We start from the raw sequence: 15,013 nt of genomic DNA, 5'->3' as shown, positions 1-15,013 counted from the left end.
GGCCACAGGGTCGGTTCGAAGGGCCCCCCGATCGCCTGTTCCGATCCGCGAGGCCATCGAACCGATCCTCGCGGCACCGCGCGCCGACTGATCGATCAGCGGAACAGGTCGGCGTTCGCGGCGGCCCAGGTGGCGAATGTGGTGGCATGGCCGGTGAGGTCGGCCACGGTGCTGGTCGCGACCTGCGGACTATCGACCCTTGCGGCGAGGCCGTTGACGAAATACCCCGCGTAGTCGCCCATCGCCGGCTCGAGCAGCGCGATGAGCTCCTCGGGTGGGACGGTCACGAATGTCAGATCGCGGCCGATCGCCTTGGCCAGGTGCTGGAGGCGCTCCGCCCTGGTGATGGTTTCGGGGCCGGTGAGGTTGTAGGTCATGCCGAGGTGTCCGCTGCCGAGCAGAACCGTCGCGGCGACACGAGCGATATCGTCCATGGCGATGGGGGCGTTCCCGGAGCTCGGGTATGGTTCTCGCACTTCACCTGTCGCGCGAATCTCCTCCGCCCAGTCGGTGGCATTCTCCATGAATTCGCCCGTCCACAGGTGAGTCCAGCCGACACCCGATTTGTCGACCGCCTGCGCGATGGGATGCCAGTTGGTGTTTTCGTCGCCGGAAAGATCGACAATGTGCTCGATCCCCGCCTGGCGCGCCAAATCGACGACCTCGGTGACGGTTTCGAGAGACGGTGCGAGATACATCCGGTCGATGCCCTCGAAGGCGGCGGGCAGCGAGGACGGCCGCTTCAGGTAACCCTTGACTACCTCGACCTCGGGCGGGAACGCGGTGCGTTCCGGGTGGTTCGACAGGGCGCGAACATTATCGGCCCCCAGATCCACAAGGTGGTTCACGACCATGCGGCCGATATTTCCGGTGGCACCGGTTACGAGAATCTTCATACCCCCCAAGCTATCCCGCCAATGGGTGGTCGCGCACATAGAAACCCGGAGTGCGGTGTTCGGCACTGCCCTACAGCGCTCGACCGCCGAATCGGCAACGCGGTGCGCCATGGGCGGCAGCGCGGCGTCGCGGAGGCGACTCGAATGGATCCGGCCCCGCGTTCGGCGAAGTCGGCCTCTACACCCAAATCTACTGAGCCGCAACCGATCACAATGCGGGCGCCCGCACGATCGGCGCCGTTGTACGGTGTCTGGAATTCGCTGGCGCCCAACGCTTTCGGTGCAACCGCCACCACTCGTTGAGCCTATTTGCCTGTACCGCAACCTGTCTCGACGGACCCAACTATGATCAGAATTTTTCGGCCAGTCAAGACCCAGATATCCACGGGCACAAGCCAGCTCGACATCAACGTGATCCGTTGACGAATCCAGGCAAATCGGTATAGCGTCAGAAAGTACCGGCCGGAACTTTGGTCCAGGGAACTCGAAGATCCATGGGGATCACCCGTCCCCAACTCTCAAGGCTAGGTGCCGCCAAAGGGTACCGCCGCGTAGGGGGAATTATGGAATTTGGCGTGCTCGGCCCACTTACGGTGGAGCATCAAGGGAAATCGAACGTCCCAAGTGCTCCTAAACTACGGACCGTATTGGCGATGCTCCTAGTTCACTCAGATCAGGTGGTACCGGTGTCTTCACTGATCACCGACCTGTGGGATGAAATGCCGCCGGCGAGCGGGCTCACAACGCTACAGACCTACGTGCTCAACTTGCGCAAGTATTTCGTAGGGATAACCGGCCTGTCCGCAACGGAGGTCGCCAAGAACATCCTGATCACCCGTCCCGGCGGGTACTTGCTGCACATTGAACCGGATGCGCTCGATATGCATCGCTACGAGGCTCTGGTCGATTCCGGACTGGCCGCGCTGGCCAACGGAAACGACCAACAGGGCATCGCCGACCTGGACGCCGCTCTGCGCACGTGGCGCGGGCCCGCAATGGTCGACATCGCCGCAGGGCGGGTGCTGGAATCCAAGGCACTCCAACTGTCCGAGTCCAGGCTTGTCACGATCGAGTACATGCTCGACGGCGAACTTCGCCTGGGTCGCTATCGGGAAGTCCTGTCCCGGCTCGCCGCGCTGTGCGCGGAACACCCCCTCAACGAACGGCTGCACGCGCAATATATGCGCGCGCTGTATCTGAGCGGGCGGCGCGCACAGGCGTTGGAGGTGTTCCACCGCTTGCGTATCACCCTGGTCAACGAACTGGGGCTCGACCCGGAACGCGGCCTGCAGGAACTCCACTCGGCGATCCTCGGTGTCGACGACGACGCTCATATCCTCACCCTCACCACCCGCCCCGCCATGCTGGCCGGCGCAGCGGCCAAGGTGCGGTGAACCACGTCGGTCACTCCCTGCCGGATTGTTGTCCGAGTGGGGTTGTGGACAGCCCCGCCCACAACCCCACTCGGGCTCAACAGAAGTCATCGGAGTGCAGGTCCGCCCACTCCGCCAGCGAGCGCGCCGGCCGGCCGAGGACCTGCTCAACGCCGGGAAGGACGGGCTCGGGGTTGACGAGCGCGCTCTCCCAGCAGGCCAGCAACCGGTCCATCACGGACCCGGGGAATTGCTCGCTGCCTTCCTCGCGCCACTGCTCCGGGGTGATCTCCTCGACGCGCACATCCCTGCCGATGGCCTTGGCGATCGCGGCGAACTGCTCGCTCTTGGTCAGCGCCTCCGGGCCGGACAGCGGGTAGACCTTGTTCACATGTGCGTCGTCCAGCAAGGCGGCCACGGCGACGGCGGCCACGTCCAGCTCATCCACGGGAGACTGCCGGGCATTGTCGTACGGCAGGCGCACGATGCCCGTGTCCTTGATGCACGCGGCCCACTCCAGCAGATTGCTCGCGAACATACCCGGACGCACGTGGGTCCACTCCAGGCCGGACCTCTCCACTACCAACTCTGACGCACGGTCGGCCTCGCCGCCCGGATTGTTCTCGAGGCCCGCGCCGGAACAGGAGAGGGTGACCACCCGCCGCACGCCTGCCTGCTTGGCGGCGTCGACGACCTGCTCGGGCCGCTCACCCGCCGCGATCAAGTAAAGCCGGTCGACGCCGTCGAACACACCGGTCAGGCCCTCGGGCTTCGCCAGATCGCCGACGACAACCTCCGTCGCCGCGGGTAGATCAGTGCTCTCCGGGCGCCGGGTCAGCGCCCGGACCTCGACCCCGCTGATCATCAGCAGCTCGACAACGTTGCGGCCGACCGTACCGGTGGCACCTGTCACGAGAATCCTCACAGTTCTCCAATGTCCTTGATACGAAAGCGAATACGTCTCCGATTAACTCCTTGCCAGCTCTCTCGGACACTCTAACCAAGCTCGGGAGCCGTTCGCACATAGAAACTTTCAGGAGCCGATCAGGACGGCGCCGGCCTCGGCTCCCGTGGCGTGATCCGCTTGCGCGGACTGGAGAACCGGCGCTGCATCGGGAGCTCCACGAGCCTGTGCATCCCCCACGCCAAGAGGACCGTCCCGCCGAGACCCAGCGCCCACAGCCCGATCGATTGCGGGAGGGTCGGTTGAAATTCGGTGCCGTAGACCCGGTACATGTTGTACAGGAGCAGCTCGTGCAACAGATAGAACGCGAACGAGATGTCACCCAACCAGACCATCGGGCGGCTGGCGAGCCACGAGGGCCTGCCCTCGACGTCGGCGGTGGCCGCCGCGGGGATGAGGAACGCCAACGGCACGATGGTGGCCGCCACGATCGCGAACGTGGTCGGCAGGAACGACGCCGCCACGTACCCGGCGACGAATGCCAGTCCCGCCCACAGCGCCCGCACCCTCGGCCACCTGCCCACCATGACAATCCGCGCCATCACCATGCCGAGCACGAAGTCCAACGCGCGGACCGGCGGGAACACGTACACGAACCAGTACTCGTACTGTGGCACAGGTTCCCACCACACCTGCGGCTCCGATGGCAACAACTTGGCTATCACGGGCATCAGCAAGACCGCGGCCATGATCCCGCCCGCCCACCACCACAGCCAGCCCGGCCTGATCTTGCGTACCAGCACGATCAGCACGGGAAACGACAGATAGAACAGCGCCTCCACCGCCAGCGACCAGCTGACGTCGTTGACGCCGAAGGCCACGTCGAGGTCCGGCCACCAGGCGTGCACCAACAGGAGTTGCTGCACCCAGCCGACGATCTCCCGTCCGGTCAGCAGCATCAGTACGACCGCGAGCAGGAACGCGGTGAAATGGTTCGGGTAGATCTTGAAGAACCGCCGCCGCCAGAACCGTCTCGCGCTGTCGTCCTCGCGCGCCGACCAGGTGAGCACGAATCCGCTGAGCACGAAGAAGAAGCCGACTCCGATATAGCCGCCCATCTTCACCAGGCGCATGAACACCTCGGAGGCGCCGCCAGGAGGCAACAGACCGGGTTGATACGCAGCGTGCGTGGTGAACACCAGCAGCGCGGCGATCCAGCGCAGGCCGGTCAACGACGGCAGCCGTGTCATCCGCCGCACCGGAATCTCGGCCCGGTTCACGGCTCGTCCACCAGCGCAACGGCTCTGGCCCAACCCGCCCCGGCCCGCGCCACTTTGATCGGGAAGCACACGACGGTGAACCCGTGCGACGGCAGGAGTTCCAGGTTCGCCATCCGCTCCACCTGGCAGTACTCCCGGTCGCGACCGGCGAAGTGTGCGGGCCACAGCACCGACCGGTCCCTGGTCTGCCGGTACCGCGCGATGATGTCGGTGAACGGTGCGTCGAGGCTGAACGCGTCCGTACCGATCACCTTCACCCCCAGGTCCAACAGGTGGTTCGTTGCTGCCCCGTCCAGCCCGGCGAAGTCGGTGAAATACTTCGGTGTGCCTTGGTGTCGCTGCGCGCCGGTATGCAGCAGCACGATATCCATCGGCTCGGGCAGCCTGCCGATCCGTGCGAACTCCCGCTCCAGCACCTCCTTGCCGACGGCGCCGGTCGGCGCGTCGGTCAGGTCGAGCACGATGCCGGGACGGTGGAACCAGTCCAGCGGCATCTCATCGATGTGCCGGGGACCGCCGTCCCGGTAGGACGCCCGCGTCCCGTAGTGCGACGGGGCGTCCACGTGCGTGCCTGTGTGGGTGGTCAGGCTCAGTCGGTCCAGCGAAAGGAACTCGCCGTCGGGCAGGTCGTCCACGTCGAAGCCGAGCCCGAAGTGCTCGGCCATTTCCTCGCTCATGTGCCGAGCGCCCTCCGCCGGGGTGAGCACGGTGTGCTCCACCGGGTCGGGTTCGTACTGTTCGCTGTCCACCGGCATGGACAGGTCGATGATGTGCATCCGCGCTCCTAGACGGTTCGGGTCCGTCGCAAGGTCCGCGCGCCCCGCGTAGGCACGGTGCAGATTTCCTCCCTGGACGGTGATCCATCACTGAGGGTGGTCCGGGGCCCTAGAACTTCGCTGGAGGTTCGGGAGAACCGACTGGGCGCGCGCGTAGTTCGGTAGCTTGCTCGGTCAGCGGTCGCACCGTCCCTCCGCTTCTATCCGCGTCCTAGTGGTTCTCGAATACCTGGTCCGACACTGTGCTCATGGGGAAAGCGGCACAGGTCGAAATTCCGGTACAGCGGAAGGCTTTTCAAGGGTCGCGATGATTGAACGAGACACCGCCCTGGTGCTCGGCGGCACGGGTTTCGTCGGCACGCATATTGTCGCGTCGTTGCGAAACAGCGGCTATCGGACCATATCGGTGTCGCGCGCAATGAGTCCGAATGGCGCCGAACACGTCTCGCTCGACCTCGGCACCGACGACCCTCGACCGCTGACCGATCTGCTGCGGCGATACCGGCCCGCCGTGGTGGTGAACGCGGCAGGTTCGTACTGGGGCCTGGATGAACGCCGCATGTATCACTCGCTCGTCACCCTCACCGAAACCACGCTCGCCGCGCTGGCAGCCCACCCCGATCTGCGCACACGTTACGTGCACCTGGGCAGCGTGCTGGAGTACGGCCCACTGCCCACCTCCGGTCAGGTCGACGAATCGGCGCCGACCCAGCCCGAATCTCTTTATGGTCGAATGAAATTGGCGGCCACCATGGTGGTTCAGGCGGCCATAGCGCATGGCGCGGTGGACGGCGTCGTACTACGCGTGACCAACAGCATCGGCCCCGGCGTGCACCCCGGCACCCTGATCGGCAGGGTCGGCTCGATACTCGCAGGTCACCGCGCAGGCCGAGCGCGTATCGAACTGTCGTCGCTTGCCGCCTACCGCGATTTCATCGACGTACGCGACCTCGGCGACGCGGTACTCGCCGCGGCGCAGTCGCGGCCCCTGCACACCGTGGTGAATATCGGTCGCGGGCAAGCGGTTTCAGTGCGGCAGTTGGTCGACCGGCTGGTCACGATCAGCGCGGTGCCCGCCGATGTCGTCGAATCGGCGACCGCCCCCAGCGCACTGGGGGCCAACGCGAGCTGGCTGGAAGTGGCCACCGATACCGCCGAGCAGGCACTCGGTTGGCGGGTCACCCGCGACGTAGACCAAGCATTGCGCGACTACTGGAGCACACTCGTATCACCTATCTAGCCGGCCGGCTTCGGGCTTCACTTGTGTAGCGCCAGAGCGCATACAGCGCGTCATCGAGGTCGAAACGCGGTGACCAGCCGAGCCGCCGGGCCGCCTTCTCGATGCGGATCCCCGGCGCTCCGGCGGTGGACGCCCGCGACGACTCCGTCCCCTCGGTGGTGACTACTCGCACCGGGAGCGCGCTGAGCTCGATCAACCGGTGCACGGCACGGTCGACTCGGACCGGATTACCCGAGGCGATGTTGACGATGTCGACGCCGGGCGCGCGCTCGCTCGACAGCCAGCGATCGGCCGCGAGCACCGCCGCCGCGAGATCACGCAGGTCGAGCACATCGACGGTGCCACGCAGCGTCGGCAGTTCGAGAACGGGTGCGGTGGCCGGGCGTGCGGCGAGATCGGCGAGCCGATGTGCCACCGAGCCGAACAGGCTTGTGCGGGGCGCCCCTGCCCCCACTACCGTCGAGCAGCGCAACACCACGCCTCGACCGCCCCACCTGGTCAGGCATTCGGTGGCGGCGAGTTTGGCGCGGCCATAGGCGGATTCCGGTTGCGGCGGGGTTGACTCGTCCACGCTGTGACTCCCGTCGACCTGTGCGACCCCGTACTCGTACGCGGAGCCGATGTGCACCAGCGGCACCTGCCGCACCAGCGCATCGATCGCGTCCACGAGACGTTGAACCAGAACGACATTCGCCGCCACCATCTCCTGGTCACCGACCTGCCACCACGCACCGGCCGCGTTGACCACGAGATCGGCGCCCGCGAGCAGCTCGGTCAGTTTCGCGACCGGCCTGGCCAGGATGTCGAACTCGGCCCGGCCGACCGGCACCACAGCGAAACCCTGCGCGGCCAGCGTCCGGCCGATCCCGCCACCGAGATATCCGCTGCCGCCGATCAGCACCGCCGTCCGCGACAAGTCATCCTCCACTCTGGTTGCTGTACAACGATGCTCGCCGTCGCGGGTCGAGAACGACCGGAGCGCGAATCCAGCGTCCCTCGATGTGCCCTGCCGTATTCGCCGACCGCTGCTGGAGCGATATTCGAGCGCGCCGCTGGACGCTGTGCACACGACTCTCGTCGGCCGGCGAAACCCGGCGGCGAATCTGTGGATGGAGACGAAGATGCGCGTCCTGATCGCAACGTGGGACATCCCCGGCCATCTGCGCCCGATGGTGCCGCTGGGCTGGGCGTTGCGCGCTCGCGGCCACGACGTCGTGGTGGTGAGCAACCCGAACATGGTGCCGGCCATCGTCGGTGCCGGACTTCCCGCGCTGGGCGCGGGCCCGGACTTCGACTCCTTCGAGGTGCTGCGCACCGAATTCGCCCGGCGCGCTTGGAAACCCGAACCACAGGTGCCGAGCGCCGATCCGGCGGTCGCCGCCGAGCAGGCCAAGCAGCGGCAGATCATCGGATTCGGGCTCGCGGCGGCCGCAGCCCGAGCGCAGGCCGCCGACGCGGTCGCTTTCGCCGAGCGTTGGCGCCCCGATCTGGTCGTATTCGAACCTACCGGACTGGTCGGCCCATTGATCGGCACGTTGCTCGACATACCCGCCGTCCGGCACCTGTGGAGTATCGACTTCACCGCGCCCATCGAGGAGTTCGAACAAGAGATCGTCGGCGAGCTCGCGGCGCCCTATGGCGTGACGCGAATCGGAGTAAATGGCACGGTCACCCTCGATCCCGCACCCGCACGGTTGCAGATTGCCGACGGCCGGACCCGCAGCCCGATCCGATTCATCCCCTACAACGGCCCGACCGTGCTACAGCCATGGCTGCTGGCGCCACCGCGGCGGCCTCGGATCGGAATCACCTGGGGCACATCGAAGACCGCCCTCGGCTTCGACCACATGGTGCTCGCGCCACGGGTGGTCGCCGCCCTCGCCCACCGAGATGTCGAACTCGCCGTCGCCGTCACCGATGATCAGCGCAAGCTGTTCGACAAGGTACCGGACAATGTGGTCCACCTCGGCCCGGTTCCGCTGCACGCGCTCGCATCGACCTGCTCGGTGCTCGTCGACGGGGGCGGTGCGGGCAGTGTGCTGACCGCGCTCGTCAACGGCGTGCCGCAACTGGTCATCTCCCATATGCCGGATGAGGTCTTCCACGGCCACCGGGTGCGCGACAGCGGAGCGGGGCTGAATCTCCCGGGCGCCGACATCACCGACAGCGATATCGACGCTGCCGTGCAGCGGCTGTTCGAGACCGAATTCCGCACTGCCGCAAGCGAACTGCGTGCCGACATACTGGCGCGGCCGACACCGTTCGAGGTGGTCGAGCAACTGGAACGACTGGTCGGCGCGCGGGTGCACGCCGGGCACCCGAGCTGACGGAGAGGCTGGCAGTGAAAGGCATAATCCTGGCGGGTGGAGCCGGTTCGCGGCTGCATCCGATCACACGCGGGGTGAGCAAGCAGCTCGTCCCGGTGTACGACAAGCCGATGGTGTACTACCCGCTGTCGACATTGATGTTGGCAGGCATCCGGGAAATTCTGGTGATCACGACGCCGGACGATGCCGGAGCGTTCCGGCGGTTGCTGGGTGACGGTTCGCAGTACGGATTGAACATCGGTTACGAGGTCCAGCGGGAGCCGGACGGGTTGGCCCGAGCGTTCGTTCTCGGCGCCGATCACATCGGTGCCGATTCGACCGCGTTGGTGCTGGGCGACAACATCTTTCACGGTCCGGAGCTGGGTACCCGGCTGCGCCGATTCCACAGTCTGGACGGAGCTGCGGTGTTCGCGTACTGGGTGTCGGATCCGACCGCGTACGGCGTGATCGAATTCGCCGACGGCCGGGCCGTATCCATCGAGGAGAAGCCCAAGCTGCCCCGCTCCAACTACGCCATCCCAGGTCTGTACTTCTACGACAACGACGTGGTCGAGATCGCGCGTGGCCTGCGGCCCTCGGCCCGCGGTGAATACGAGATCACCGACATCAACCGGACCTATCTGGAACAGCGCCGGCTACAGGTGGATGTGCTCGCTCGCGGCACCGCATGGCTGGACACCGGCACCTTCGACTCGTTGCTGGACGCGGCCAACTATGTCCGCACCATAGAGGAGCGGCAGGGCCTGAAGATCAGCGTGCCCGAGGAGGTCGCCTGGCGGATGGGCTTCATCGACGACGAGCAGCTGTGCCGGCTGGCCGAACCGCTGGTGCGCTCGGGATACGGCCAGTACCTGCTGGAACTACTGGAACGCGGACGGGATTGGTGAATATGCGGATTCGGGAGCTGGCGGTACCGGGGGCGTGGGAATTCACCCCGGCCATGCGCGGCGACGAGCGCGGCACCTTCGCCGAGATGTTCAAGGCCTCGGAGTTCGAGAAGGCGGTCGGGCGGCCGCTCGACTTGCTGCAGATCAACAGCTCGACCTCGGCCGCGGGCGTGCTGCGCGGCATCCATTACACCGAGAATCCGCCCGGGCAGGCAAAATACGTGACCTGCGCGAGCGGCGCGTTCGTCGACGTGGTCGTGGATCTGCGGCCAGGGTCGCCGACCTTCGGCGCGTGGGACAGCGTGATCATCGACGATGTGGATCGGCGCTGGGTCTTCCTCTCCGAGGGGCTCGGCCATGCGTTGCTGTCGCTTGCGGACAACTCGACGGTCATCTATCTGTGCTCACTGGAATACAGTCCCGAATTCGACCATGAGGTCGACGCTTTCGACCCGGACATCGGTATCGTGTGGCCTGCCACCGGTCGCGACGGACAGCCTTTGCACCTCCTCCGTTCACCCAAGGACGTCGCGGCGCCCCGTCTGCGAGACTTGGACGCTCCCCGTCGTGATATCGGATGACCGGACACCGTGCCGCACACCTGTCGCGTGTGCGGCACCGGGCATTTCGCTGGAGTGCGGCTCAACTGAGATTCAAGGCTCGACCTCCACAATTCGGGATCATGACCAACCGCCCTGAGCGATCAGAAGGTCTTCGCCGCGCCTTGCGGACATTCCTCAGGCTCGCGATTCATCTGACTCCCGGTATCTACGCAATAGGCTGGGGTTATCACATCGATGCGTCGATGGTCGAGGTGAACCACCGGCGTCGCGAGATCGCCGGCCAGGCAATTCAGCGCAATGGCCGCTGTTTGTCCGCGTCCGAACGCAGGACCTGGCGGGCACTGGAGAAATCACTCAGAAGCGCGGGGTAGTCGAATGTCAGGTCGAGCCGATCGGTCACCGCGGGTGGACCACGACCGGTTCTACACGCAGCTAGGGCGTACCGGTCTGAAGGTCAGCCGCCTCGCCCTCGGCACGGTGAACTTCGGTGGGCGAGTGGACGAGCCGGAGGCCCACCGGCTCATGGACTACGCACTGGCCAACGGCATCAACCTCTTCGACACCGCGAACCAGTACGGCTGGCGCGTACACAAGGGTTACACCGAGGAAGTCATCGGGCGTTGGCTGCTGGCGAAACCCGCGCGACGGGACGAGGTCGTGCTGGCCACCAAAGTCGGCAACGAGATGGGATCGGGGCTCAACGACCGGGGCCTGTCCGCCCGGCACATCATCACCGCGTGCGAGGCGTCGCTACGGCGGATGCGTACCGACTGGATCGACCTGTACCAAATGCACCGAATAGACCGCACAGTCGGCTGGGAAGAGGTGTGGCAGGCCATGGAACAGCTGGTCAGCCAGGGCAAGGTCCGTTACGTCGGCTCCTCCAACTTCGCAGGCTGGAACCTCGCGGCGGCACAGGAGTCCGCCCGGAACCGTCACTTCCTAGGACTGGTTTCCGAGCAGTGCATATACAACCTGACGACGCGGTTCGCCGAAACGGAGATACTCCCCGCGGCGCGGGCCTATGGCATCGCTGTGCTCGCCTGGTCGCCGCTGCATGGCGGGCTGCTCGGCGGCGCGGTCCGCAAGCTGGCCGAGGGGACCGCGGTCAAGTCGGCGCAGGGCCGTGCACTCGCCGCATTGAACGACCGGCGCGACAGCATCGTGGAGTACGAGCGGTTCTGCGACGAGATCGGCCGTGACCCTGCACAGGTCGGGCTCGCGTGGGTGCTTTCCCACTCCGAGGTCACCGCCGCGGTCATCGGGCCTCGAACAACAGCACATGTCGACGGCGCGATCGAAGCGCTGGAGGTATCCCTGTCCGTGTCGGAGCTCGCCGGTCTCGACGCCTTGTTCCCGCCCATGGGCCGGGGCGGACCCGCTCCCGAAGCATGGATTTCCTGATCCGCATCGCTGCCGCATCGCGCGCCCGCCCTGTCCAGGGTGCGGGCTGTACACCGAGAAAAGGGAACCCGAATGACCGAGGCCCAGTACAAGAATCCGCGGCATCTGCCGCACGAGTCGCCACTGGAAAAGGAGGTGCGTGAGCGGCTCACCAAGCTGCTGCAAGAGACGCCCATGCCACCCCAGTATCTGATCGACAATCTACCGGTGTATCTGCGGCGCCATCAGCTCGCCGATCTGCTGACCATGGACGCGCTGTACCGCATGCTCACCGAGATCCCCGGCGTGATCATGGAATTCGGCGTCCTGCACGGGCGCCATCTCGCCATTCTTTCCGCACTGCGCAGCCTGTACGAACCGTACAACTCCTTCCGCCGGATCATCGGTTTCGACACCTTCACCGGATTTCCTGACCTCGCCGACATCGACCAGGTGAGCCCGAGCGCGGCCGTCGGCAGATTCGCCGTCCCCGACCACGAAGTAGACCATCTGCGCGAAGTGCTGGCCGCGCACGAGTCAGGCGACTCGGTGTCACATGTCCAGCGCACCTTCGTGATTCAGGGGGACGTCCGGGAAACGGTCCCGCGGTATCTGGCGGAGAACCCGGAGACGGTCATCGGGATGGCCTTCTTCGATCTCGACCTCTACGAGCCGACTCGCGAACTGCTCCAAGCGATCCGTCCGCACCTCGCCAGGGGCAGCATTATCGCCTTCGACGAACTCGGGCATCCCAGGTGGCCTGGCGTAACCGCCGCTCTCCGTGAGACTTTCGGCCTCGACCGGATGGTGCTGCGGCAGCTCCCGCACCGTGAGCAGCCCGTCATCTACCTGCAGTGGGGCGACTGAGGATTTCGGGAAGACAATCGCAGAGCGGAGCCTCCCCCTCCGCTTGCCGGTAGGCTGAGTGGCCTAGAAATACCCACGCGCTGCGATAGGGGAGATCAAAATGACTGACGCAGTTCCAGAGATCTATCCATCGATGGTCGATTTCGAACAGAGCTATCAGGAGCACACGCTCATGCCGGGCGCCGCCGCGATGGAACGGCTGCCCTGGGAGATCGGCCGGCCACAACCCGAACTGGTCAGGTCCGAGAGTGCCGGTCGCATTCGGGGCGAGGTGCTCGACATCGGTTGCGGGCCAGGCGATTCCGCCATATTTCTGGCGACCCGCGGATATCGGGTGACCGGGCTGGACCTCTCGCCGACGGTCATCGAGAAGGCCAGCGCGCGAGCGGTGGCCGAGCGAGTCGCGGTGTCGTTCGCTGTCGCCGACGCCACCGAACTCGCCGGATATGAAGACCGGTTCGACACGATCGTCAGCAGCGCGCTGTTCCACTGCCTCGCACCGGAGCAGCGGCAGCAGCATGTCGCCGCGTTGTTACGAGCGACACGGCCAGGGGCGCGCCTCATCCAATTCACCTTCGCCAAAGGCGAATTCAGCGGGGCCTTTGCACCGTATGCGATCGACGAGAACACGTTGCGCAGCACGTTTGCCGCGCCGACGTGGTCGATCAACACCCTGCGCCTCGGTAGCCTGGCGGCCGTGGCGTCCGAGCCCATGCTGGCATCCTTCGCGGAGAGCGGCTTCCGGCCGGAACTCGACGACGAGCGGTGCATGCAACTGCCGATCTGGGTGCTGGAAGCCGATCGCGTCTGACCGATAAGCCGGTCCGAGAGCCACAACTCGTGGAGTTCAGACGGTCTTCAGAGGATCTCTAGTACGACACGAGCGGGTGCGCCCAGGATCAGCGGCATGACCAGAACACTGATGCTGCTCCTCGGGGTGCTGGCCGCCACCGCGGTGCCCGCGCAGGCGGCACCCATCGAGTTCTTGCCGATCGGCACATGGCAGGGCCAAGTGACGGCGGGCCAGGACCCGCCGCACGAGGCCACCTTCCAGTTCACCGGGGCGGGCAAGGTCTGCCTGACCTTCGGCCGCCCCGGCGAGGCCAGCGGGAGTGGTACCGGTACCTGGCATCGAGCCGGGCCGAACCAGTTCACCTACGCGCTCACCCACGACGTGAATCTGCCGGACGGCACGTTGGTCGCCTACGTGACCGTGCACCACACGGCCAGCCAACACCGGGACAGGTTCACCAGCTTCGGCCGCACCGACGTCACCGATCCCGATGGCAAACCGGTGAAGACGGTGCAGTCCTCGGTCATCGCGACCAGGACCGGTCAGACCCATCCGGCCTGTGAGTGAACGGATGTGACGACGTCGTGAGCAAACCACAACCACACGCAACATCGCCCACCGGGACAACGGAATTCGCTGTCCGAGCAAGTTCTCCAGGAAAGGTATCGTCCATGGCCGACACACATCTCACATTGGAGGACTTCCAAGGCATCATGCTCGCCGCCGTCGGCGGCGACGGTGCCGATTTCGTCTCCGATAGTGGCCGGGAGTTCGAGGATCTCGGCTACGACTCGCTCGCGCTGTTGGAGGCGGGCGGTCGTATCGAACGCGAATTCGGGATTTCCCTGGATGATTCGGTGCTGACCGGCTCGACGACACCGCAGTCTTTCGTCGACGCCGTCAACAACCTCATCGCGGCGGGGAGGGCGGCATGAGCACGACGAACGAACGTGTCGCACTCATCACCGGGGCGACCAGCGGCATCGGCCTCGCGGTTGCGGATCAGCTTGCGCGCCAAGGACATCGGGTGTTCATCGGGGCGCGCACCGCGGAGTCCGTCACACAGACGGTGAAAGCCATGCGGGAACGGGATCTGCCCGCCGACGGCACCGAACTCGATGTCCGATCCAGTGCCTCGGTGCGCGAATTCGTCACCGCCGCGGTTACCCGCTTCGGCGCTGTCGACATTCTGGTGAACAATGCCGGCCGTAGCGGCGGCGGTGTCACCGCCGACGTGACCGATGAACTGTGGTTCGACGTCATGGATACCAACCTGCACAGCGTATTCCGGATGACCAGGGAGGTGCTGACCACCGGCGGTATGCGGGACAAACCATGGGGGCGGATCGTCAATATCGCGTCAACGGCGGGCAAACAGGGCGTCGTCCTCGGCGCGCCGTATTCGGCCTCGAAACACGGAGTGGTCGGCTTCACCAAGGCGCTCGGCAACGAGCTGGCTCCGACCGGCATCACGGTCAACGCCGTCTGCCCCGGCTATGTGGAAACACCGATGGCACAACGAGTTCGGCAGGGCTACGCCGCCGCGTACGACACCACCGAGGAAGAAATTCTGACCCGGTTCCAGTCGAAGATTCCGCTCGGCAGGTATTCGACACCCGACGAGGTCGCGGGGCTGGTCGGCTATCTGGTCTCCGATGTGGCCGCCTCCATCACTTCCCAGGCGCTCAATGTCTGCGGCGGCCTCGGCAACTTCTGATATCCAT

General features: G+C 65.6%; 17 protein-coding genes. 12 read left to right on the top strand and 5 right to left on the bottom strand.

The features are described 5' to 3' along the window. Positions 1-95: 95 nt before the first annotated feature. The gene (locus tag ACIG5A_RS11750) at positions 96-896 is read right to left on the bottom strand and encodes an NAD(P)H-binding protein (RefSeq protein ID WP_397240603.1); all 801 of its coding nucleotides are present in this window, start codon (positions 894-896) and stop codon (positions 96-98) included. 563 nt (positions 897-1,459) lie between these two features. Here ACIG5A_RS11750 and ACIG5A_RS11745 point away from each other — a divergent pair. Then, positions 1,460-2,290 (top strand): BTAD domain-containing putative transcriptional regulator, encoded by an 831-nt coding sequence (locus ACIG5A_RS11745; protein ID WP_397240127.1) that lies wholly within the window; start codon positions 1,460-1,462, stop codon positions 2,288-2,290. 76 nt (positions 2,291-2,366) lie between these two features. Here the strand turns inward: ACIG5A_RS11745 and ACIG5A_RS11740 are convergent, their stop codons facing one another. The 3 genes from ACIG5A_RS11740 to ACIG5A_RS11730 all read right to left on the bottom strand — a co-directional run bounded on the left by ACIG5A_RS11740 (position 2,367) and on the right by ACIG5A_RS11730 (position 5,229). After that, a complete protein-coding gene (locus ACIG5A_RS11740; RefSeq protein WP_397240126.1) occupies positions 2,367-3,182 on the bottom strand; it encodes an NAD(P)H-binding protein in 816 nt (271 codons plus the stop codon). A gap of 131 nt (positions 3,183-3,313) precedes the next feature. Next, positions 3,314-4,453, bottom strand: a complete 1,140-nt coding sequence (locus ACIG5A_RS11735) for an acyltransferase family protein (RefSeq protein ID WP_397240125.1) — start codon at positions 4,451-4,453, stop codon at positions 3,314-3,316. Then, a complete protein-coding gene (locus ACIG5A_RS11730) occupies positions 4,450-5,229 on the bottom strand; it encodes a cyclase family protein (protein WP_397240124.1) in 780 nt (259 codons plus the stop codon). The genes ACIG5A_RS11735 and ACIG5A_RS11730 overlap by 4 nt, the downstream gene beginning before the upstream one ends. Before the next feature lie 307 nt (positions 5,230-5,536). On the opposite strand from ACIG5A_RS11730, the gene ACIG5A_RS11725 reads away from it, so the two are divergent. Then, the gene (locus tag ACIG5A_RS11725; protein WP_397240123.1) at positions 5,537-6,469 is read left to right on the top strand and encodes an NAD-dependent epimerase/dehydratase family protein; all 933 of its coding nucleotides are present in this window, start codon (positions 5,537-5,539) and stop codon (positions 6,467-6,469) included. Here the strand turns inward: ACIG5A_RS11725 and ACIG5A_RS11720 are convergent. Beyond that, complete coding sequence (locus ACIG5A_RS11720; protein WP_397240121.1) at positions 6,462-7,397, bottom strand: NAD-dependent epimerase/dehydratase family protein; 936 nt, start codon at positions 7,395-7,397, stop codon at positions 6,462-6,464. The genes ACIG5A_RS11725 and ACIG5A_RS11720 overlap by 8 nt on opposite strands. Positions 7,398-7,590: 193 nt before the next feature. Between ACIG5A_RS11720 and ACIG5A_RS11715 the strand changes: the two genes are divergently transcribed. From ACIG5A_RS11715 to fabG, 10 genes are all read left to right on the top strand, one after another. Continuing rightward, on the top strand, positions 7,591-8,796 hold the full coding sequence (locus ACIG5A_RS11715) for a nucleotide disphospho-sugar-binding domain-containing protein (protein WP_397240120.1): 1,206 nt from the start codon (positions 7,591-7,593) through the stop codon (positions 8,794-8,796). Positions 8,797-8,810: 14 nt separating this feature from the next. Continuing rightward, the gene (rfbA, locus tag ACIG5A_RS11710; protein WP_397240119.1) at positions 8,811-9,683 is read left to right on the top strand and encodes a glucose-1-phosphate thymidylyltransferase RfbA; all 873 of its coding nucleotides are present in this window, start codon (positions 8,811-8,813) and stop codon (positions 9,681-9,683) included. Between the two features lie 2 nt (positions 9,684-9,685). Next, the gene (locus tag ACIG5A_RS11705) at positions 9,686-10,264 is read left to right on the top strand and encodes a dTDP-4-dehydrorhamnose 3,5-epimerase family protein (protein ID WP_397240118.1); all 579 of its coding nucleotides are present in this window, start codon (positions 9,686-9,688) and stop codon (positions 10,262-10,264) included. A 101-nt stretch (positions 10,265-10,365) separates the two neighbouring features. Beyond that, positions 10,366-10,617, top strand: a complete 252-nt coding sequence (locus ACIG5A_RS11700) for a hypothetical protein (RefSeq protein WP_397240117.1) — start codon at positions 10,366-10,368, stop codon at positions 10,615-10,617. Between the two features lie 4 nt (positions 10,618-10,621). After that, positions 10,622-11,650 (top strand): aldo/keto reductase, encoded by a 1,029-nt coding sequence (locus tag ACIG5A_RS11695; RefSeq protein ID WP_397240116.1) that lies wholly within the window; start codon positions 10,622-10,624, stop codon positions 11,648-11,650. A gap of 72 nt (positions 11,651-11,722) precedes the next feature. Continuing rightward, positions 11,723-12,496 (top strand): class I SAM-dependent methyltransferase, encoded by a 774-nt coding sequence (locus ACIG5A_RS11690; RefSeq protein WP_397240115.1) that lies wholly within the window; start codon positions 11,723-11,725, stop codon positions 12,494-12,496. 100 nt (positions 12,497-12,596) lie between these two features. Then, the gene (locus ACIG5A_RS11685) at positions 12,597-13,307 is read left to right on the top strand and encodes a class I SAM-dependent methyltransferase (protein WP_397240114.1); all 711 of its coding nucleotides are present in this window, start codon (positions 12,597-12,599) and stop codon (positions 13,305-13,307) included. Positions 13,308-13,403: 96 nt separating this feature from the next. Further along, a complete protein-coding gene (locus tag ACIG5A_RS11680) occupies positions 13,404-13,856 on the top strand; it encodes a hypothetical protein (protein ID WP_397240113.1) in 453 nt (150 codons plus the stop codon). A 104-nt stretch (positions 13,857-13,960) separates the two neighbouring features. Then, positions 13,961-14,224: an acyl carrier protein gene (locus tag ACIG5A_RS11675; RefSeq protein WP_397240112.1), complete on the top strand. Its 264-nt coding sequence runs from the start codon at positions 13,961-13,963 to the stop codon at positions 14,222-14,224. Next, positions 14,221-15,006, top strand: coding sequence for a 3-oxoacyl-ACP reductase FabG (gene fabG / locus ACIG5A_RS11670; RefSeq protein WP_397240111.1), 786 nt, complete (start codon positions 14,221-14,223; stop codon positions 15,004-15,006). Before ACIG5A_RS11675 ends, fabG begins: the two co-directional genes overlap by 4 nt. Positions 15,007-15,013: the final 7 nt, after the last annotated feature.

It is taken from the genome of Nocardia sp. NPDC052566, assembly GCF_044547285.1.
Lineage (GTDB): Bacteria > Actinomycetota > Actinomycetes > Mycobacteriales > Mycobacteriaceae > Nocardia.
The sequence above is the reverse complement of the archived record's forward strand: the minus strand, read 5'-3'. Positions and strand labels throughout refer to the sequence as shown.